General features: G+C 73.3%; 18 protein-coding genes. 8 read left to right on the top strand and 10 right to left on the bottom strand.

Annotated features, from left to right (window positions below; genetic code table 11):
• Nucleotides 1-9 precede the first annotated feature (9 nt).
• Nucleotides 10-2,400 carry an MFS transporter gene (locus AAW13_RS15880; RefSeq protein ID WP_046732658.1) on the top strand — a complete coding sequence of 797 codons (2,391 nt, stop codon included), beginning with the start codon at nt 10-12 and terminating at the stop codon, nt 2,398-2,400.
• 3 nt (nt 2,401-2,403) lie between these two features.
• On the opposite strand, the gene AAW13_RS15875 is transcribed toward AAW13_RS15880, so the two are convergent.
• The 6 genes from AAW13_RS15875 to AAW13_RS15850 form a co-directional block, all read right to left on the bottom strand.
• Nucleotides 2,404-3,102 (bottom strand): GntR family transcriptional regulator, encoded by a 699-nt coding sequence (locus AAW13_RS15875; RefSeq protein ID WP_046732659.1) that lies wholly within the window; start codon nt 3,100-3,102, stop codon nt 2,404-2,406.
• 30 nt (nt 3,103-3,132) lie between these two features.
• Nucleotides 3,133-4,134, bottom strand: a complete 1,002-nt coding sequence (locus tag AAW13_RS15870; protein ID WP_046732660.1) for a proline racemase family protein — start codon at nt 4,132-4,134, stop codon at nt 3,133-3,135.
• Nucleotides 4,135-4,208: 74 nt separating this feature from the next.
• A complete protein-coding gene (locus tag AAW13_RS15865; RefSeq protein ID WP_046732661.1) occupies nt 4,209-5,108 on the bottom strand; it encodes a dihydrodipicolinate synthase family protein in 900 nt (299 codons plus the stop codon).
• Nucleotides 5,109-5,144: 36 nt separating this feature from the next.
• Nucleotides 5,145-6,620, bottom strand: coding sequence for an NAD(P)/FAD-dependent oxidoreductase (locus AAW13_RS15860; RefSeq protein ID WP_079178827.1), 1,476 nt, complete (start codon nt 6,618-6,620; stop codon nt 5,145-5,147).
• The gene (locus AAW13_RS15855; protein ID WP_046732662.1) at nt 6,613-6,912 is read right to left on the bottom strand and encodes a (2Fe-2S)-binding protein; all 300 of its coding nucleotides are present in this window, start codon (nt 6,910-6,912) and stop codon (nt 6,613-6,615) included. Before AAW13_RS15855 ends, AAW13_RS15860 begins: the two co-directional genes overlap by 8 nt.
• Nucleotides 6,909-8,060, bottom strand: coding sequence for an NAD(P)/FAD-dependent oxidoreductase (locus AAW13_RS15850; protein WP_046732663.1), 1,152 nt, complete (start codon nt 8,058-8,060; stop codon nt 6,909-6,911). Before AAW13_RS15850 ends, AAW13_RS15855 begins: the two co-directional genes overlap by 4 nt.
• 289 nt (nt 8,061-8,349) lie before the next feature.
• On the opposite strand from AAW13_RS15850, the gene AAW13_RS15845 reads away from it, so the two are divergent.
• Nucleotides 8,350-8,715, top strand: a complete 366-nt coding sequence (locus tag AAW13_RS15845) for a cupin domain-containing protein (protein WP_046732664.1) — start codon at nt 8,350-8,352, stop codon at nt 8,713-8,715.
• A 55-nt stretch (nt 8,716-8,770) separates the two neighbouring features.
• On the opposite strand, the gene AAW13_RS15840 is transcribed toward AAW13_RS15845, so the two are convergent.
• Complete coding sequence (locus tag AAW13_RS15840; protein ID WP_046732665.1) at nt 8,771-10,156, bottom strand: VWA domain-containing protein; 1,386 nt, start codon at nt 10,154-10,156, stop codon at nt 8,771-8,773.
• Nucleotides 10,153-11,010 carry an AAA family ATPase gene (locus AAW13_RS15835; RefSeq protein ID WP_046732666.1) on the bottom strand — a complete coding sequence of 286 codons (858 nt, stop codon included), beginning with the start codon at nt 11,008-11,010 and terminating at the stop codon, nt 10,153-10,155. Before AAW13_RS15835 ends, AAW13_RS15840 begins: the two co-directional genes overlap by 4 nt.
• Nucleotides 11,011-11,129: 119 nt before the next feature.
• Here AAW13_RS15835 and AAW13_RS15830 point away from each other — a divergent pair, with 119 nt between their 5' ends.
• From AAW13_RS15830 to AAW13_RS15810, 5 genes are all read left to right on the top strand, one after another.
• Complete coding sequence (locus AAW13_RS15830) at nt 11,130-11,702, top strand: TetR/AcrR family transcriptional regulator (protein ID WP_046732667.1); 573 nt, start codon at nt 11,130-11,132, stop codon at nt 11,700-11,702.
• 69 nt (nt 11,703-11,771) lie between these two features.
• Nucleotides 11,772-12,452, top strand: coding sequence for an ABC transporter permease (locus AAW13_RS15825; RefSeq protein WP_046732668.1), 681 nt, complete (start codon nt 11,772-11,774; stop codon nt 12,450-12,452).
• A complete protein-coding gene (locus tag AAW13_RS15820) occupies nt 12,449-13,120 on the top strand; it encodes an ABC transporter permease (protein WP_046732669.1) in 672 nt (223 codons plus the stop codon). The genes AAW13_RS15825 and AAW13_RS15820 overlap by 4 nt, the downstream gene beginning before the upstream one ends.
• Nucleotides 13,117-14,058, top strand: a complete 942-nt coding sequence (locus AAW13_RS15815) for an ABC transporter substrate-binding protein (RefSeq protein WP_046732678.1) — start codon at nt 13,117-13,119, stop codon at nt 14,056-14,058. The genes AAW13_RS15820 and AAW13_RS15815 overlap by 4 nt, the downstream gene beginning before the upstream one ends.
• A 120-nt stretch (nt 14,059-14,178) precedes the next feature.
• A complete protein-coding gene (locus AAW13_RS15810; protein WP_046732670.1) occupies nt 14,179-14,793 on the top strand; it encodes a hypothetical protein in 615 nt (204 codons plus the stop codon).
• Nucleotides 14,794-14,814: 21 nt separating this feature from the next.
• Here AAW13_RS15810 and AAW13_RS15805 read toward each other — a convergent pair whose 3' ends face one another.
• The gene (locus AAW13_RS15805) at nt 14,815-15,969 is read right to left on the bottom strand and encodes a betaine/proline/choline family ABC transporter ATP-binding protein (RefSeq protein ID WP_046732671.1); all 1,155 of its coding nucleotides are present in this window, start codon (nt 15,967-15,969) and stop codon (nt 14,815-14,817) included.
• A gap of 226 nt (nt 15,970-16,195) precedes the next feature.
• Here AAW13_RS15805 and AAW13_RS15800 point away from each other — a divergent pair, with 226 nt between their 5' ends.
• Nucleotides 16,196-19,276 (top strand): alpha-L-rhamnosidase, encoded by a 3,081-nt coding sequence (locus AAW13_RS15800; RefSeq protein WP_046732672.1) that lies wholly within the window; start codon nt 16,196-16,198, stop codon nt 19,274-19,276.
• On the opposite strand, the gene AAW13_RS15795 is transcribed toward AAW13_RS15800, so the two are convergent.
• Nucleotides 19,246-19,762 (bottom strand): LutC/YkgG family protein (locus AAW13_RS15795; protein WP_071659568.1); only part of this gene is annotated, 517 nt, incomplete at its 5' end. The two genes, AAW13_RS15800 and AAW13_RS15795, sit on opposite strands and share 31 nt — an antisense overlap.

Below are 19,762 nucleotides of genomic sequence, written 5' to 3'. Positions count from 1 at the left end.
GGCCCGACCATGTCCCATGCGCAGCCCCGGCCGGCAGTGGCAGGGGAGACCGCCGCGCCGCGCCCGAACGCCGTCGTCGCGGTGCTGGCCTTCGGCGGGATCGTGGTCTCGCTGATGCAGACCCTGGTGATCCCGATCGTGCCCGAACTGCCGAGGCTGCTCGACGCCTCGGCGTCCGACGCGGTCTGGGCCGTCACCGCCACCCTGCTCGCCGCCGCCGTGGCCACCCCCGTCATGGGACGCCTCGGCGACATGTACGGCAAACGGCTGATGCTGCTCACCAGCCTGGTCATGCTGGTCGCCGGTTCGGTCACGGCCGCGCTCAGCGACTCCCTCGTGCCGATGATCGTCGGCCGTGCGCTCCAGGGCCTGGCCTCCGGTGTGATCCCGCTCGGCATCAGCATCATGCGCGACGAACTCCCCGCCGAACGGCTGGGCTCCGCCACCGCGTTGATGAGCGCGTCGCTCGGTGTCGGCGGCGCCCTCGGTCTGCCCGCCGCCGCGCTGATCGCCGACCACTTCGACTGGCACGTCCTGTTCTGGACCTCGGCCGCCCTCGGTGTCGTCGCCGCACTGCTGGTACGGGCCCTGGTACCGGAGTCCAGGGTGCGTGCCGGCGGCCGCTTCGACCTGCCCGGCGCCCTCGGCATGGCGGCCGGCCTGGTCTGTCTGCTGCTCGGCATCTCCAAGGGCGCCGACTGGGGGTGGGGCAGCGGCACCACGCTCGGGCTGTTCGCCGCCGCCCTGGTGGTCCTGCTCGCCTGGGGCGGTTACGAACTGCGCACCCGCGAGCCCCTGGTCGACCTGCGCACCACCGCCCGCCGCCAGGTCCTGGTCACCAACCTCGCCTCGATCGCCTTCGGGTTCTCGATGTTCGCGATGTCCCTGGTGCTTCCCCAGCTCCTACAGTTGCCTGAGGCGACCGGCTATGGCCTGGGCAAGTCACTCCTGGACGCCGGCCTGGTGATGGCGCCGACCGGACTGGTGATGATGGCGACGGCCCCGCTGTCGGCCCTCGTCTCCAAGAACTTCGGCCCGAAGATCACCCTGATGTGCGGCGCGGTGATCGTGGCCGCCGGGTACGGGCTGAACATCGTGCTGATGGACGCCGTCTGGCAGCTGGTCCTCGTCTCCTGCGTCGTCGGCGCCGGCATCGGATTCGCCTACGGAGCGATGCCCGCGCTCATCATGGGCGCCGTCGACCCGCACGAGACGGCTGCCGCCAACAGCCTCAACACCCTGATGCGGTCCATCGGCACCTCGACCGCGAGCGCCGTCGCCGGCGTGATCCTGGCCCATATGACCATCCCCTTCGGCACCGCGGCGGTGCCCTCCGAGAACGGGTTCAAGGTGGTCATGGCGGTGGGTTCGGGCGCGGCGGTGCTGGCCCTGCTCGTGGCCGCGTTCATCCCACGCCGCAGGCGGACCGCCGCGGTCGCCCAGCCGGAACCGACGGCGGACCTGACGGTGGACCTGACGGCGGACCCTACGGCGGACCTGACGGTGGACCTGACGGCGGGCCCTACGGCGGACCTGACGGTGGACCCGACGGCGGGCCCTACGGCGGACCTGACGGTGGACCCGACGGCGGGCCCGACGGCCGGGGCGGCGGATTCGGCGGCGGGGACGGGTGTCGCCGTGCGGGGGCGGGTGCGTGGGGCCGACGGTGCCGGCGTCGGGCGGGCCGCCGTCACGCTCGTCTCCCTCGGCGGGCGCCAGCTCGGCCGCGCGGTCGCGGACGCCGAGGGCGGCTACCTGCTGCCGGCGCCCGGCGCGGGGACGTACGTCCTGATCGCCTCCGCCGACGGCTGCCGGCCGCGGGCCACCACCCTGGTGGTGAGCGCCGAACCGGTCGCGTACGACGTGCTGCTCACCGGCACCGGCCAACTCGCCGGACTGGTGCGGGCCGCCGACAGCGGCGCGCCGGTCGCCGGGGCGGTGGTGGTCGTGACCGACGTGCGCGGCGACGTGCTCGCCACCGTGCGCACCGACGGGCTCGGCGAGTTCACGGCCGGCGAGCTGGCGCCGGGCACCGTGACCCTCGCGGTCAGCTCACCCAAGCACCGGCCGCTCGCGCTCCCCGTGGAGCTGTCCGGGACCGGACTCACCCGCGTCGAGGCCGAGTTGCGGCCCGGCGCCCAGGTACGCGGCACGGTGCGCGCGGCGGCCGGTCCGCTGGGCGACGCCCGGGTCACCCTGGTGGACGCCGTCGGCAACGTCGTCGCCACGACCACCACCGGGGACGACGGCGCGTACGTCTTCCCGGATCTGGACACCGGCCAGTACACGGTCATCGCCACCGGTTACCCGCCGCAGGCCACCGCCGTGGACGTCGGCGGCACCGACGTCCACGATCACGACATCGAACTCGCGCATCCCGGCGGGCAGTCGCACGGGTGAAGGTCAGTCGTCCGTGGGCGGTCGGGCTGCCCACAGCCCGCGGACGTGTCCGAGGTGACGGGCCATCACCTCGCGTACGGCCCGTTCGTCGCGGGCCAGCAGGGCGTCCAGGAGTTCCAGGTGCTCCTCGGCGGAGGCGGTCAGCCGGCCGGCCCGCACCAGCGCCGTCAGACCGAACAGCCGCGAGCGGCGCCGCAGGTCCCGTACCACCTCCACCAGGTGGTCGTTGCCCGCCAGGGCCAGCAGCCCCAGGTGGAAGGCCAGGTCGGCCTCGACGTAGGCGATCAGGTCGCCCTTCCGGGCCGAGGCGACGATCTCCTGGGCCACCGGTCGCAGCGCCTCCAGGTCCTCGGGGCCGGCGGTGGCCGCAAGGCCCACGGTGGTCGGTGTCTCGATCAGGGACCGGACGTGGGTGTACTCGTCCAGCTGCTTCTCGGAGACGGCGGTGACCCGGAACCCCTTGTTCGGGACGATCTCGACCATCCCCTCCTTCGCGAGCTCCAGCACGGCCTCGCGCACCGGGGTCGCGGAGACGCCTAGACGGGGCGCCAGGCCAGGCGCCGAGTACACCTCGCCGGGCCGCAGTTCACCCGCGATCAGCGCGGCGCGCAGGACGTCCACGACCCGTTCCCGGTAGTTGGGTCTCCGGCCGCCCAGCGAGGGGATGGCGGGGGCGGAAGAGGTGCTGGGCCGGTCGGCCATGGTGGAACTCCTGGTGGCGGTACAGGGACGTCAGAGCACGAAGCCGGCCGGGAACGGATCGGTGGGATCCAGCAGGTACTGCGCGGTGCCGGTGATCCAGGCGCGGCCGGTGAAGCTGGGCAGGACGGCGGGGCGGCCGGCGACCTCGGTGGTGCCGAGGAGCCGGCCGGTGAACCGGGTGCCGATGAAGGACTCGTTCACGAACTCGGTGTGCAGGGGGAGTTCGCTGCGGGCGTGCAGCTGGGCCATGCGCGCGCTGGTGCCGGTGCCGCACGGGGAGCGGTCGAACCAGCCCGGGTGGATGGCCATGGCGTGCCGGGAGCTGCGGGCCGTCGCGCCGGGGGCGAGCAGGTGGACGTGGTGACAGCCGTGGATCGACGGGTCCTCGGGGTGCACCGGCTCCGCCTCGGCGTTGATCGCCGCCATCAGCGACAGCCCGGCGGCCAGGATGTCGTCCTTGCGGGCCCGGTCGAAGGGCAGGCCGAACTCGTCCAGCGGCAGGATGGCGTAGAAGTTGCCGCCGTAGGCGAGGTCGTAGGTCACCGTCCGCCCGTCCGCGAGGGTGATCCTGCGGTCGAGGCCGACGGCGAAGGACGGCACGTTGCGGAGGGTGACGTTCGTCGCGGCGCCCTCCTCCACCGCCACCTCGGCGACGACGAGACCGGCCGGGGTGTCGAGCCGGATGGTGGTCACCGGCTCGACCACCTCCACCATGCCGGTCTCCACGAGTACGGTCGCCACCCCGATCGTGCCGTGCCCGCACATCGGCAGGTAGCCGGAGACCTCGATGTAGACCACACCCCAGTCGCAGTCCGGCCGGGTCGGCGGTTGCAGGACGGCCCCGCTCATCGCCGAGTGCCCGCGCGGCTCGTTCATCAGCAACTGCTTGATGTCGTCGCGGTGTTCACGGAAGTACAGCCGCCGCTCGTTCATGGTCGCGCCGGGGATCGTCCCGATCCCGCCGGTGATCACGCGGGTGGGCATGCCCTCGGTGTGCGAGTCGACGGCGTGCAGGACGAGTTTGCTGCGCATGACACTCCTGGTGGTCGCTCCGCGTGGTCTTTTCGGCGTGGCCCCTCGCGTGGTCGTCCCGGCGGGGCGGGGGTTCATGTCAGTCCGGACGCCAGGGCCTTCTCGGTGGCCGCGCGGACGACGGCCTCCTGCTCGGGCAGCAGCGGCACCCGCGGCGGACGGCAGGCGCCCCCGTGACGGCCGGCGATGTCCATGGACAACTTGATGGCCTGCACGAACTCGACCCGCGAGTCCCAGCGCAGCAGCGGGTGCAACTGCTCGTACAGCCGCTTGGCCGTGTCCAGGTCCCCGCGCACCGCCGCGTGGTACAGCTCGACGGTCGACGCGGGCAGCGCGTTGGGGTAGCCCGCCACCCAGCCTTTGGCCCCCGCGACCGCCAGCTCCAGCAGGACGTCGTCCGCGCCGATCAACAGGTCCAGTTCCGGAGCGAGTTCGGCCAGCCGCCAGGCACGGCGGACGTCACCGGAGAACTCCTTGACGGCATGGACGTACCCCTCGCCGTGCAGTCTGGCGAGCAGTTCCGGGACGAGATCGACCTTGGTGTCGACGGGGTTGTTGTACGCCACCACCGGCACGCCCGCCTTCGCGACCTCCGCGTAGTGCGCCAGGACCGAACGCTCGTCGGCCCGGTAGGCGTTGGGCGGCAGCAGCATCACGGCCCCGCAGCCGGCGTCGCGGGCCTGTTCCGCCCACCGCCGGGCCTCGGCCGAGCCGTACGCGGCGACGCCGGGCATGACCCGGGCGCCGCCGACCGCGGCCACGGCGGTCGCCACCACCTCGGCGCGCTCCTCGGGGGTGAGCACCTGGTACTCGCCGAGCGAGCCGTTCGGCACTACGCCGTCACAGCCGTTCTCGACCAGCCAGGCGCAGTGCTCGGCGTACCGGTCGTGGTCGACGGAGAGATCGTCGCGCAGCGGGAGGGCGGTGGCGACGAGGACACCGCGCCAGGGGCGGGACTGGGGGTCGGGGGTCATCAGGCTCCTCGGGCTCCTCGGAGGGGATGTGTCATGTCACCGTGCGTCGTGCTGTTCATCCGGGTGTGCGTCACGGCCGTCACGGCCGTCGTGGCCGTCGGCCTGCCGTTCCTCGTCCTCGTTTTCGTCCTCGCCGGCGCGGGCGAGCACCCCGAGCGGCACCGGCCGCGCGAACGGCCTGCGGGCCGCCGTCTCCGGGCACCCGGCGAGCCCGGCGACCGCCGTCCCGCACATACGGCCCTGGCACCAGCCCATCCCGGCCCGGGTCAGCAGCTTGACGGTCCGTACGTCCCCCGCGCCCAGGTCGGTCACGGCCTGCCGGACCGCCCCGCCGGTGACCTCCTCGCACCGGCAGACGACCGTGCCGTCCGTGACCAGGTCGGCCCAGTGCGCGGGCGGTGCGTAGATCCCGTCCAGCGCCGCCGTGAACCTCCGCAGCCCCGCCCGGCTGCCGGCCGCCGCCGCCCAGCCGTGCGGCTCGGGCACCGCACCCGACAGCCGGGCGGCGGCCGAGCGTCCCGCGATGTGGCCCTCCGCCAGGGCGAGGGCCGCGCCGCCGATCCCGGTCGCCTCGCCCGCCGCCCACACCCCCGGTACGTCGGTGCGCTGCTCGTCGTCCACGTGCACGGCGACACCGTCGACGCGGCAGCCGAGGCCCTGGGCGAGATCGGTGTGCGGCAGCATGCCGTGCCCGACGGCCAGCGTGTCGCAGTCGATGCGCCGCCGGGTGCCCGGCCGTACCCGGCCGTCCGTGTCGAGCGCGGCGACGGTCACGGCCGTCAGCCGGTCGTCGCCGTGGGCCTCGACGACGGTGTGGCGGACCAGGGTCCGCACCCGGTGCCGTAGCAACCCGGCCGCGTACCGGGCGGCCTCGGCGAGTTTCGCGGGCTGGGCGGCCAGCGGCGCGGGCCGTCGTACGAGGGCCCGCGGGTCGGCGGACTCCACCAGCGCCGCCACCCGCGCGCCCGCCGCGGCGAGCCCGGTCGCGACGGGCAGCAGCAGCGGCCCGGTACCGGCGACGACGACGGTACGGCCGGGCAGCACCAGCCCGCCCTTGAGCATGGCCTGGGCACCGCCCGCGGTGACGACCCCGGGGAGCGTCCAGCCGGGGAACGGCAGTACCTTCTCGTAGCCGCCGGTCGCGAGCAGCACCCCGTCGGCACGGACCTCGACGGGCCGCTCCTGCTCCGGCCCGAGCAGCGCGTGCACGGTGAAGCCGGCCCGCCGCCGCCGCGCGAACCACACGTGATGGTCGCGGAGATGGGTCACGTGCCCGGCCGAGACGTACCGGTCCAGCCCCGCGCGCAGCCGCTCCCAGCCGCGTCGGCTGTGGCGCGGTGTCCGCGGGCGGCGGGCCCCGAGTCCGGCGGCCGGCTGCCGGTAGAACTGGCCGCCCGCCTCGGGTGCCGCGTCGATCAGGGTGACGCGCAGACCGTGCCGGGCGGCGGCCAGGGTGGCGGCGAGTCCCGCCGGACCCGCGCCGATCACGGCGAGGTGGGGACGCTCAGTCATGATGGCCGGTGCCCTCCTGGGTACGGATGGCGTCACCCGGGCGCAGCGGCACCAGGCAGGCCCGTTGGTTGGGGCGGTCGTTGACGGTGACCAGGCAGTCGAAGCAGACGCCGATCCCGCAGAGGACACCTCGGGGGCGGCCCTCGCCGCGGGTGGTCCGCCAGGACCTGACACCGGCCGCCCAGAGCGCCGCCGCGACCGTCTGGCCGGGCAGTGCCTCGATCTCGCGGCCGTCGAAGGTGACGGCGAAGGCGGGACCCGGGCGGGCCCCGGCCCACTCCAGGGGGTTCACACGGCCTCCTCGGTGAAACGCTCGGGAGCGAACGGAGTCAGGTCCAGTTCCGGGGCCTGGCCGCTGAGCACCCGGGCGATCAACTGCCCCGTGCCGGTGGCGAGTCCGATGCCCGCGCCCTCGTGTCCGCAGGCGTGGAGGAGCCCGGGGGCGCGGAGGTCGGGGCCGATGGCGGGGAGGTGGTCCGGCAGGTACGGGCGGAAGCCCAGGTAGGCGCGTACGGCCCGGACGTCGGACAGGAAGGGGAACAGCCGGGTGGCGCCCGCCGCCAGCGCCCGGACCACCGGCAGTGCGAACGACCGGTCGAAACCGACGCGTTCCCGGCTCGCCCCGATCAGGACCGGCCCGGCCGCGGTGCCCTCGACGACCGGCGAGGTCTGAAGGGCGGCCGAGTCGCTGGCCACGTCGGCCACGTAGTCGGCGGCGTACACCTTGTGCCGTACCCGGCGTGGCAGCGGCTCGGTGACCAGCACGAAACCGCGCCGGGGGAGCACGGGCAGCCGCACACCGGCGAGCGCGGCCAGTTCGCCGCCCCAGGTCCCGGCCGCGTTCACCACGGCCGGGGCGTGCAGGTCGCCGCGGTCGGTGCGGACCCCGCGCACGGCGCCGTCGGCACCGCGCAGTACCCCCGTCACCGTCCGGCCCGCCGACAGCCGGGCGCCCGAGACCCGCAGCAGATGCGCGGCGGCCAGCGTCGGCATCACCTGCGCGTCCTGCGGATAGAAGAAGCCGCCCGCCAGGCCGGGTGCCAGGTACGGCTCCAGGTCCCGGAGCCGGTCCGCGTCGACCGCCTCGGCCCGTACCCCGGCGGCCCGTTGACCGTCCGCGAGGCGGTCGAGGGCGGCCAGCTCCGCGGCCGCGGCGGCGACCACCACCCCGCCCTTGGCCTCGTACTCGAACAGGTCGCCCAGGTCGTCGGCCAGCTCCGTCCACAACCTGGCGGACAGCAGGGCGAGTTCCAGCTCGGGCCCCGGCTCCTTGTCGGAGACGAGCAGGTTGCCCTCGCCGGCGCCGGTGGTACCGCCGGCCACCGGACCGCGGTCCACCACGATCACGTCGAGCCCCGCCCGGGACGCGTACAGGGCGCACGCCGCGCCCACCATGCCCGCCCCGACGATCACGACATCGCAGGTCAGTCGCATGCTCACGACAGTAATATGTCACATGGCACCGGCCGGGGGAACACCTACGGTGGCGGATGCCGGCGTGACCGAGGAGGCAGAACCGGCCGGGAAGCCCACCCCGAAGCGGGCTCCGCTACGGCCCTGTCGAATTCCCGCGCCTGCCGGGGGAGTTGCTGCTGCCCGCGTCGGCCGCGCCGCTCGTCCGAATGGCGCTCCCGGCTTGACAGGAAGACGATGGAGTGGTGGGGCGCGGCCACCGGGCGGCGGAGGCCGGCCCCGGCCGTGGTGAGCGGCCGGAAGGGAGGACACCGTCATGCTGGAGATCAAGACGGTCGACAAGCCGGACGAGCGGCGTGACTTCCCTCGCGGCCACCTCGAAGCCGTGCACATGACCGGCCTGGACTTCGCCGTCGCCACCTTCGAGCCGGGCTGGCGCTGGACGGAGTCGGTGGGACCGATCGCGGGCACCCCGACCTGCATGGTCCACCACAACGGATTCGTGGTGCAGGGCCGGATGCACCTGGTCATGGACGACGGCGGCGAGGGCGAGGTCGGCCCCGGAGACGTCTTCGTCTGCCCGCCGGGGCACGATGCCTGGGTCGTGGGCGACGAACAGGTGATCGTGTACGACTTCGCCGGCGGCATGGCGACGGACTACGCGAAGGCCAAGGAGGGCTGAGGGCCGGCCCCGGGGTGCCGTCACCACGTGCGGTGACGGCACCCCGTTCCGTGCGCTACACCGGCAGCAGTCGTGCGATCAGTCCGCTCAACTGCCGGGCCGTCCGGCACTCGTGCATCTCCACCAGCTCCGCGTAGTCGGGCGCCGCCGAGTCGCCGGTGCCCCACAGCGAGCGCTGCTCGGGGTTCAGCCAGTAGACGCGGCGCGCCTGCCCGGCGACCCGGCGGACGGCCGCGAGGTTCGGGTCGAGGTTGTTGGTGCGGGCGTCGCCGAGTACGAACACGGTGGTGCGCGGGCCCACCGCGGCGCCGTACCGTTCGGCGAACTCGCCCAGCGCCATGCCGTAGTCGCTGCTGCCGTGCCAGCCGGTGAGCGTCGCCTCGGCGCGGATCCGGGCGCCGAGCCCCTCGGGGTCGGCCCGGCCGTGCTCCAGCAGGCCGGTCACCTCGTCGATCCGGTTGACGAAGGCGAACACCCGGACCTTGCTGAACTGGTCGTGCAGCGCCTGCACCAGCAGCATCGTGAAGTCCGAGAACCCCGACACCGAGCCGGAGACGTCGCACAGCAGCACCAGCTCGGGGCGGACCGGCCGGCGTCGGCGCAGCACCGGCCGCATCGGCACCCCGCCGGTGGACAGCGAGCCGCGCAGGGTGCGCCGCAGGTCGATCGTGCCCCGAGCGGCCCGGCGGCGGCGTGCGGCCAGCCGGGTCGCCAGCTTGCGGGCCAGCGGCTGCACGGCCCTGCGCAGTTCGGTGAGTTGGTCCCGTCCGGCGAACAGGAAGTCCACCCGGTCGGCGCTCGGCGCCACCGCCCGCCGGGCGATCTCGTCCCGCCCGCGCCGCTCCGCCACCCGCCGCCTGGCCTCCGCCGCGACCATGCCCCGGAACGCCTCGATCCGCCGCCTGATCTCGTCGTCCAGCAGCCGGTCCGCGAACCCCGCGCCGTTCCCGCCCCGTGCCCGGATGTCCGCCCGCACCCGGGCCAGCAGCGTCTGCGGCCGCAGCCGGTCCAGCGTCTGGTACGACGACCAGCCGTCGGAGCCCGGTGAACTCCCGTACCCGCCGAAGCCGTCCACGGCCTGTGCCGCCAACTGCCGCAGCAGCGCGGTGTCGTCGTCGGCGAGCGCGTCCGCGAGCCGTTCCCGCAGCTCGTCCCGGTCGCCGGACCCGTCGCCGGACCCGTCGCCGGGGCCGCCGACCCCGCGCGGGAAGTAGAGGTCGAAGACCTGGTCGAACACGGCCCGTTGACCGGTGCCGTGCAGCAGGGTCGCGGCCAGCCCCTCGCGCAGCGGCTCCCGTTCGGCCAGGCCCAGCGCCTCGACCGCGCGGGCCGCGTCCACCGTCTCGCCGGTCCCGACCCGCACCCCGTGCGCCCGCAGCGCCCCGACCAGCCCCGTGAGCCGGTCCGCCAGGTCGGCGAGGGGACCGGCCGGCGCGCTCACAGCGCGTCCAGGTCCAGCTTGGCGGCCGCCTTCTGGATGTCGTCCTGGTGCTTGAGGATCACGCCGAGGGAGTCCCGTACCACCTGTTCGTCCAGCGTGTCGGCGCCCAGCGCGAGCAGGGTCCGCGCCCAGTCGATGGTCTCCGCGACCGACGGCACCTTGCGCAGGTCCATCGCGCGCAGTGCCCCGACCACCCGGACGACGGACTCGGCCAGCGTCTCGGTCAGGGCGGGCACCTTCAGGCGCACGATCCGCCGCTCCAGCTCCTCGTCCGGGAACCCGATGTGCAGGAACAGGCAGCGGCGGCGCAGCGCCTCGGACAGCTCACGGCTGGCGTTGGAGGTGAGGACCACGAAGGGGCGGCGGGCCGCCGTGACCGTACCCAGCTCCGGGACCGTCACCTGGAAGTCGCTGAGCACCTCCAGGAGCAGGCCCTCCACCTCGACGTCGGCCTTGTCGGTCTCGTCGATCAGCAGCACCTTGGGGTCGTCACCCCGGATCGCGGTGAGCAGCGGACGGGGGAGCAGGAACTCCTCGCTGAAGATGTCGGTGCGGGTGTCGTCCCAGCTCTCGTCCCGGCCCGCGCTGATGCGCAGCAGCTGCTTGGCGTGGTTCCACTCGTACAGCGCGCGGGACTCGTCCACGCCCTCGTAGCACTGCAACCGGACCAGCCGCGCCCCGGCGACCTCGGCCACGGCCTTGGCCAGTTCGGTCTTGCCGACCCCGGCGGGGCCCTCGACGAGCAGCGGTTTGCCCAGCCGGTCGGCCAGGAAGACGGTGGTGGCCACCGCGGGGGAGGCGAGGTAGCCCGTCTCCGCGAGGCGCGTGGAGACGTCGTCGACGGAAGTGAACAACGGGGCCTCCGGCTGAGGGGCGAGCACTGACCTCACTATCTAAGCGCTTGTTCACATGACCCGCCACCCTGTATACCGATCGGTTTCCCAACTCCGCTCCGCGCGGTACCCTCGGCCACATGGCCACCACCGCCAAGGCGTCCCCCCGCGACCGGCTGCTCGACGCCGCCGCCCAGCTCTTCTACCGCGACGGCGTCTCCATCGGCGTCGAGGCACTGTGCAGGTCGGCCGGGGTCTCCAAGCGCTCGATGTACCAGCTCTTCGAGAGCAACGACGAGATGCTGGCCGCCAGCCTGGAGCGCCGCAGGGCCTGGTACGAGGCCCAGCTCACGCCGCCGGACAGCGCGTCGGACACGCCCCGCGAGCGGATCCTGTACGTCTTCCGGCGGCTGGAGCAGGCCTCCGCCGCCCCCGACTACCGCGGCTGCCCGTACCTCGCCGTCCTCGTCGAGCTGAAGGACACCGAGCATCCGGCGAGCGCGGTGGCCCGGGACGTCAAGGACCACCTGGAGAGCGGCTTCCGCACCCAGGCCGAGCGGGGCGGCGCCCGGGACCCGCGACTGCTCGCCCGGCAGCTGATGCTGGTCTTCGACGGGGCCGGCGCCCGCGCCGGCGCACGCATCGAGACCCTGGCCGACGGCCTGGCCACCGGCACGGTGACCGCCCTGATGGACGCGGCCGGCATGAAGTAGCCCCGGGGCCGGCCCCGGACGGATCACCACAACGCGCCGAGCCGGTCGCCCGTCCGGTGCAATGGACGCGTGACCGCGCCCCCGAACGACTGCCTCGCGCGCAACGAGTGGATCTGCGGCGCCTACCTCTCCAGCCGCCGGCAGATCCTGCTCGACGCCGTCGGCCAGCACCTGAAACTCACCGTGGTCTCGGTGGTCATCGCGCTGCTCGTCGCCGTACCGCTGGCCGTACTGGCCCGCCGCCGGCGCTGGGCGGCCGGACCCGTCCTCGGGGTCACCACGATCCTGTACACCATCCCGTCCCTGGCGATGTTCTCCCTGCTACTGCCCCTGTACGGCCTCTCGGCCACCCTCGTCGTCGCCGGCCTGGTGCTCTACTCGCTCACCCTGCTGGTCCGGAACCTCCTCGCGGGCCTGCGCGCCGTCCCCGAGGAGATCCGGCAGGCCGCCCGCGGCCTCGGCTACGGCCCGGTCCGGCTGCTGCTCACCGTCGAGTTCCCGCTCGCCCTGCCCGCCGCGATGGCAGGGCTGCGCATCGCCACCGTCTCCGCGGTCTCCCTGGTCACCGTCGGGGCGATCGTCGGCTTCGGCGGGCTCGGCAACCTGATCTACGCCGGTATGAACACCTACTTCAAGGCCCAGGTACTGACCGCGTCCGTGCTGTGCGTGGCCATCGCCGTCCTGGCCGACCTGCTGCTGCTCGGCGTGCAGTGGCTGCTCACCCCCTGGACCCGGGCGGCCCGCCGATGACGACGCTCGCCGACGCCTGGTCCTGGCTCACCGACGCCGCGCACTGGGCGGGCGACGACGGCATCGGCAACCGGCTGCTCCAGCACCTCGTCCTGACCGTCGTCTGTCTGCTCGTCAGCTGCCTGATCGCCCTCCCGGTCGCCCTGGTCCTCGGTCACCTCGGCAGGGGCGGCGCGCTCGCCGTGAACATCTCCAACGTGGGCCGCGCCGTCCCCACCTTCGCCGTCCTGGTCCTGCTCCTGCTCACCCCGGTCGGACGCTGGGGCGAGGGCCCCACCGTGGTGGCCCTGGTGCTGTTCGCCGTACCGCCCCTGCTCACCAACGCCTACGTCGGGATGCGCGAGGTCGACCGGAGCGTCGTACGGGCCGCCCGGGGGATGGGGATGACCGGCCGGCAACTGCTGCTGCGCGTGGAACTGCCCCTCGCCCTGCCCATGATCCTCACCGGGGTGCGGCTCGCCGCCGTGCAACTCGTCGCCACCGCCACCATCGCGGCGCTCGCGGGCGGCGGCGGACTCGGCCGGATCATCACGGCCGGCTTCAACCTGGCCAGCACCCCCATGGTGGTCGCCGGAGCGATCCTGGTCGCCGCGTTCGCGCTGGTCGTGGAGGGCGTCTTCGAGATCGCCGAACGGCTCGCCCCGGTGTGGGCACGGGGCTCGCGGTGAGATGCCGCACGGCGGCACCGGCCGCGCTGCTGCTCGTCCTCACCGCCTGCGCCACCGGCCCTTCCCTGGAGACCCGCGGCGAGGTCACCGCACCTCCGGGCGACATCCGGCACCTGACCGTGGGATCCGCCGGATTCACCGAGAGCGACCTGCTCGCCCAGATGTACGCGCAGCTGCTGAACCAGGCGGGCTACCGGACCTCCCTCCTCACCGTCGCCAACCGGGAGCTCTACGAACCGGCCCTGGAATCCGGCCAGATCGACGTCGTCCCGGAGTACGCGGCCACCTTCGCCGACTGGCTCAACGCCAGGACCAACGGCCCGGACGCGCCGCCCGCCGGCTCACCGGACCTCGCCACCACCATGAAGGCGCTGCGCCGCCTCGCCACCCCGCGAGGTCTCACCGTCCTCGCCCCGGGGAGGGCCGTCGACCAGAACGCCTTCGCGGTGACCGCCGCCTACGCCCGCCGGTACCACCTGAGAACCCTGAGCGACCTCGGTGCCTCGGGACTGAAGGTACGGCTCGCGGCGGGCGACGAGTGCGTGCAACGGCCGTACTGCGCGCCGGGGCTGAAGAAGGTGTACGGCATCGACATCACCGGCGTCGACCCCAAGGGCGTCGGGACCACGCAGGCCAAGCGGGCCGTGCAGAACGGACAGGACCAGATGGTGCTGACCACGACCACGGACGCCACCCTCGGCCGGTTCGGCCTGGTCCTCCTCGCCGACGACCGGCACCTACAGAACGCCGACTACGTCGTCCCGGTCGTCAACCGGTCACGGGCCGGCGGCGAGCGGGTGACCAAGGCGCTCGGCAGGCTCAACGACGTTCTCACCACCGCCGATCTGGCCGCCATGAACCAGCAGGTCGACAGCTGGCGGCGACTCGCCTCGGACGTCGCCCGGACCTACCTGAAGGACAAGGGCCTGGTGAAGTGAGGTCCGGTCCCGGCGAAGTGAGGTCCGGTCCCGGCGAAGTGAGGTCCGGTCCCGGCGAAGTGAGGTCCGGGGCCTGTCGGTCCGGGGCCGTTGTCAGTGGCGGCCGGTACGTTGCGGGGCATGGGGATCTATCTGGTGAGTGTCAGCGCGGGGGACTGGTTCGGCACGACCGAGGCCGAGGCGGAGGACGACGGCGAGGGCGGCCACGGCGCCCTCGCCGCGGCGCTCGACGCGGAATTGGCACGCCGCGGTCTCGCGCCGTACACGTCGGTGCCCGAGCGGACCGCCCTGGTGCGCGGCTCCGGGCAGTCGTTCGAGGAGAAGCTGGCGGCGCCCATGGACGGGTTCGGCGGGCTGTGCCGGGAGCACCTGTCGGAGCGCGAGTCGGGGCTGCTGCTGACCTGGTCGGTGCTGGTGCCGCTGCCGCTCGACGAGTCACTGCGGCTGCCCGTCCGGTCCCCCTACGCCGACGAGACGACGGTCGCCGGCGCACCCCAGGTGCTCGCCCTCGCCGAGCGGATGGCCGAGGCGATCCGGCTGCCCCTGGACGTGATACCGGAGGCCTGCGACAACCTTGACCTGACCATGTGGTTCCTGGAGGGCGAGGCCGAGGAGGCGGCCGCCTCCCGCCCCGGGCCATGGGCCGAGGACCTGGACGCCGCCTTCTACGTCGCGCTGTACCTGCGGGCCGCCCAGCACTCACTGCGCCGCGGCTGCCCGATGACGTACTCCTGACGCCACCCCGGCCGGGGCCCGTCAGGCGCCGGACACCGAGTCGAACGGCACCTGCCCCCGCGAAATCCCGCGCGCGTCCGCGTCCACCGAGCGGCGCAGCGCCTCGTGCAGCCTGGCCGGGGTGAGCACACCGAGGAACCGCGAGCCGTCCAGGACGGCGACCCACCCGGCGTCGTGCTGGAGCATCACCCCGAACGCCTGCTTCAGCGGGGCGCCGACCGGTACCCAGGAGGTCATCCGGTGGGCGAGCGCGCGGACCGGGCCGCCCGCCGCCAACTCGTCCAGACCGACCCAGCCGTGCAGGTCGCCGTCCGCGTCGAGCACCACGGCCCACCGGGCGCCCAGGCCGCGCATCCGCGCGGCGGCACCCCCGGCGGACTCGTCCAGCCGGACCACCGGCGGCTGCTCCAGGTCGTCCGGCTCGACGGCGGTCACCGACAGCCGCTTGAGCCCACGGTCGGCGCCCACGAACTCGGCGACGTACGGCGTGGCGGGGGTGCCGAGCACCGCGCCGGGCGTGTCGAACTGCTCGATGCGCCCCTGCCCGTACACCGCGATCCGGTCACCGAGCCGCACCGCCTCCTCGATGTCGTGCGTGACCAGCAGCACCGTCTTGCGCACCGCGGCCTGCATCCGCAGGAACTCGTCCTGCAACTGCGCCCGCACCACCGGGTCGACCGCGCCGAACGGCTCGTCCATCAGCAGTACCGGCGGATCGGCGGCCAGCGCCCGCGCCACGCCGACCCGCTGCCGCTGACCGCCGGAGAGCTGGTCGGGGTAGCGCGCCCCGTACGTCCCGGGGTCCAGGCCCACCAGATCCAGCAACTCGGCCGCGCGGGCCCGGGCCTTCGCCCGTCTCCAGCCGAGCAGAGCCGGGACGGTGGCGGTGTTGTCGAGGATCGTGCGGTGCGGGAACAGCCCCACCTGCTGGATGACGTAGCCGATCCGGCGCCGCAGCCGCACCGGGTCGACCGTGGCGACGTCCTCGCCGTCGACGAGGATCCGGCCCGAGGTCGGTTCGATGAGCCGGTTCACCATCATCATCGTGGTGGTCTTGCCGCAGCCGGACGGGCCGACGAGCGTCACGAGCTCACCCTCGGCCACCTCGAAGGAGAGGCCGTCCACGGCGGTCGTGCCGTCCGGATACCGCTTGGAGACCTGCTCGAACCGGATCATGCTCCTCACGCTAGCCGCGGCCGTTCCGGGACGCTCGGCTCCGTTTTTGAAAAGTTTCAACCCGATCTTCCGATGGCCTTCCGTCCCCTGGCCGGATCCCACGGGTGTCGGAGGCTGTGAAAAATTGTCCCTGTTCCCTCCGTCGACACGTGTCACAAGGGCAACTATCTTCATCCGTCGATCGATCTGAATCGATACAACTCCGACCGGCCGAAGGGATGACGGCATGACAGACGGAGTATCCAGGGACGATCACGACGGAGTCCGGCGCAGGACCCTGCTCACCACCGCGCTCGGGGCCGTCCCGGTGCTGAGGGCAGGCAGCCCCGGCCCGGCCGCCGCCGCTGCCCCGGCCGCCGGTGACGCCGTGACCGGGCTGACGGTCGAGCACCGCACCGACCCGCTCGGCGTGGATGCACAGCGCCCGCGCTTCGGCTGGCGCACCGCCTCCCCGGTCCGCGGCCGCCGCCAGACGGCCTACCGGATCCGGGTCACCGAAGCGGGCGCGCCCGTCTGGGACAGCGGCCGGGTCCCCTCGGCCGACTCCGTCGCCGTACCGTACGGCGGCCCGGACCTCACCGCCGCCACCCGCTACGACTGGACGGTGACGGTCTGGCACGAGGACGGCCGCGCCACCACCTCCCGCCCGGCCCGCTTCGAGACCGGACTGCTGAGCACCGACGGTGTCACCGGCTGGGACGGCGCCCGCTGGATCGGTATGGCGGGCAAGCGTCCGGGCAGCGCGGGCGCCCCGCTGCTGCGCCGCCAGACCGCCCTCACCGGCCGCACGGTGGTCGCGGCCCGGCTCTACGTCTCGGCCCTCGGCGTCTACACCGCCCACGTCAACGGACGGCGGGTCACCGTGCCCCAAGGAGACGGCAGAACAACCGAGTTGCTGGCCCCCGGCTGGACCAACTACGACAGCCGGATCAGCTACCTCAGCTATGACGTCACCCACCTGGTCGCGGGCGAACGGCAGGTCACCCTGGCCGCCGTGCTCGGCAACGGCTGGTACAACAGCCGGGTCTCGGACGGCAGCACCTACTACTCCGCGGACGGTAACTCCCTCGCCCTCAAAGCCAAGTTGCTGATCCGGTACACCGACGGCAGCACCCAGTCCGTCGTCACCGAACCGGTCGACGCCTGGCGCGCCACCGACACCGGCCCCTACCGCGCCGACGACATCTACGACGGCCAGACCTACGACGCCCGCCGGGACCTGCCCGGCTGGACCGCGAACGGCTTCGACACCTCAGGCTGGTCGGCCGTCGAACCCAGCGCGTACCCGGCGCGGTTCCCCGACGCGCAACTCGTCGCCTACCCGGGGGAGAGCGCCCGGCTGATGCCCGAGTGGGACCGCAGGCCGCGCTCCGTCACCGTGTACACCGGCGTGACCGGCGACGGCAGGGGGCGGATCGTCGTCGACCCCGCCCGGACCGTCACCGACCCGGCGCAGGCGGCCACCGCCACCGTCACCCTCGCCCCCGGCGACACCGCGGTCTTCGACCTGGGGCAGAACATGGTCGGCGTCCCCCGCTACACGCTGCGCGGCCCGGCCGGCACCGAAGTCACCTTCCGTTTCGGCGAGATGCTCAACGACTCCAGCGCGGGCGCCGACGGCCCGGCCGGCTCCCTGTACCGGGCCAACCTGCGCACCGCGAAGGCCACCAGCACCTACGTCCTCAAGGGTGACCCGGGCGGCGAGACCCACGAGGACTCGCTGACTTTCTACGGTTTCCGCTACGCCTCCGTCACCGCCACCGAGCAGATCACCGTCACCTCCCTCACCGGCCGGGTCGCCACCTCCGCGATCCGCGACACCGGGGCGATCGGCACCGACGACGACACCGTCAACCAGCTGATCAGCAACGTGCGCTGGGGCCAGCGCGGCAACTACTTCTGGGTCCCCACCGACTGTCCCCAGCGGGACGAACGGCTCGGCTGGACCGGCGACACCCAGCTTTTCGCGGGCACCGGCCTCTACAACGCCGACGCGGTCAACTTCCTCAGCCACTTCACCGACAACCTCAACGACTCCCAGCGGATCTACGGCCTGGACGGCGCCCAGTTCACCTGGGTCGCGCCCGGCAACCGCTACAACCAGCCGGTGGCGGCGAGCGGCTGGGCCGACTGCGGGGTGGTCGTGCCCTGGACGGTCTGGCAGATGTCCGGCGACCGCACGGTCATCGACCGCTGCTGGCCGGCGATGACGAAGTACCTGGACTGGATCCAGCGCAGGACCGGCGACACCTACGCGGGGCAGGGCGCCGTCTTCGGCGACTGGCTCGCCTTCCAGATCACCAGCACCCAGCTGATGAGCGACGTCTACTACGGCCACAGCACCCGCCTGATGGCCGACATGGCCCGCGCCACCGGCCGCACCGACGAAGCCGACGCCTACGAGCGGCTGTTCGCCCACATCAAGCGGGCGTTCATCACCAAGTACCTGGCCACCGACACCTCCACCGGCGACCTCACGCTCCGCTCCAGCCTCGGCGACCCGCCGCCCTGGACCCCCGGCAACAGCGCGGGCAGGACCGAGGACAACGCCCAGACCGCCCTGCTCTGGGTCCTCAGACTCGGCTTCTACGACACCGAGGCGCAGCGCCGCCAATTGGTCACCCTGCTCGCCGCCAACATCGGCAACGACGCGGCCTACAAGGCGGCCCACCCCGACAGCACCCGCGTCGACTACGCCGAGAACACCCTCTCCGTCGGCTTCCTGGGCGTGAACGTCCTCGCCCCCGTCCTCACCGACGAGGGCCACGCCGACCTCGCCTACCGGCTCCTCCACCAGGACGCCATGCCGTCCTGGCTGTTCTCGGTGAAGAACGGCGCCACCACGGTCTGGGAGCGCTGGAACTCCTACTCCGCGGCCGACGGCTTCGGACCGGTCGAGATGAACTCCTTCAACCACTACTCCTACGGCGCCATCATGGAGTGGATGTACGAGTCCATGGCGGGCATCGCCAAGGACCCGGCCCATCCCGGATTCAAGCACTTCCTGCTCCGGCCGCACTTCGACCCGACCGGGAAGATCACCCAGGTCTCCGGCTCGCACCAGTCGCCGTACGGTGAGATCGTCAGCGCGTGGCGGGTGACGGACCGCCGACTCGCCTACCGGGCCGTGGTACCAGCGAACAGCACCGCCACCCTGCGCATCCCCACGGCCGACCCGGGGACCGTCCGCGAGGGCCGCACCCCGCTCTCCCGGGTGCCCGGCGTGACCTACCAGGGGTACGCGGACGGCGTCGCGTCGTACGAACTACCTTCCGGTCACTTCGAGTTGCTGACGTCGCTCGGCTGATCGCGGCTGACGAGCAGCACTTCCAGGGTGCGCGGGCCGTGCACCCCCTCGACCCGGTCCAGCTCGATGTCACTGGTGGCCGAAGGGCCGGAGATCCAGGTCAACGGGCGTGCCGGGTCGAGGCGTTCGAGGGCCTGGGGCACGGAGGAGACGACCTGGTCCGGAACCCGGACGACACAGATGTGATGGTCGGGGACGAGGGTGATGCGGCGGCGGCCCTGGTCGGGGCCGCCGTCCAGGACGATGGTGCCGGTCTCGGCGATCGCCACCGCGCAGCCGGTGACGACGCTGCCGACCCGGTCGAGCTCGTACGGAGTGCTCTCCGCGCGGTCGGGGACCTGCTCGGCGTCGGTCGCCGCCAGCCACCCCGGCGCGAGACCCGCCGGCACGACCACGGTCCCCGAACCGCGCTCGGCGATCAACCGCCCTAGCACTGCGGCGAGTTCGGCCTCCGTGCAGCGGTGCACGAGCGCCCGGTAGTCGGCG

It is taken from the genome of Streptomyces humi, assembly GCF_001005085.2.
GTDB lineage: Bacteria > Actinomycetota > Actinomycetes > Streptomycetales > Streptomycetaceae > Streptomyces > Streptomyces humi.
The sequence above is the reverse complement of the archived record's forward strand: the minus strand, read 5'-3'. Positions and strand labels throughout refer to the sequence as shown.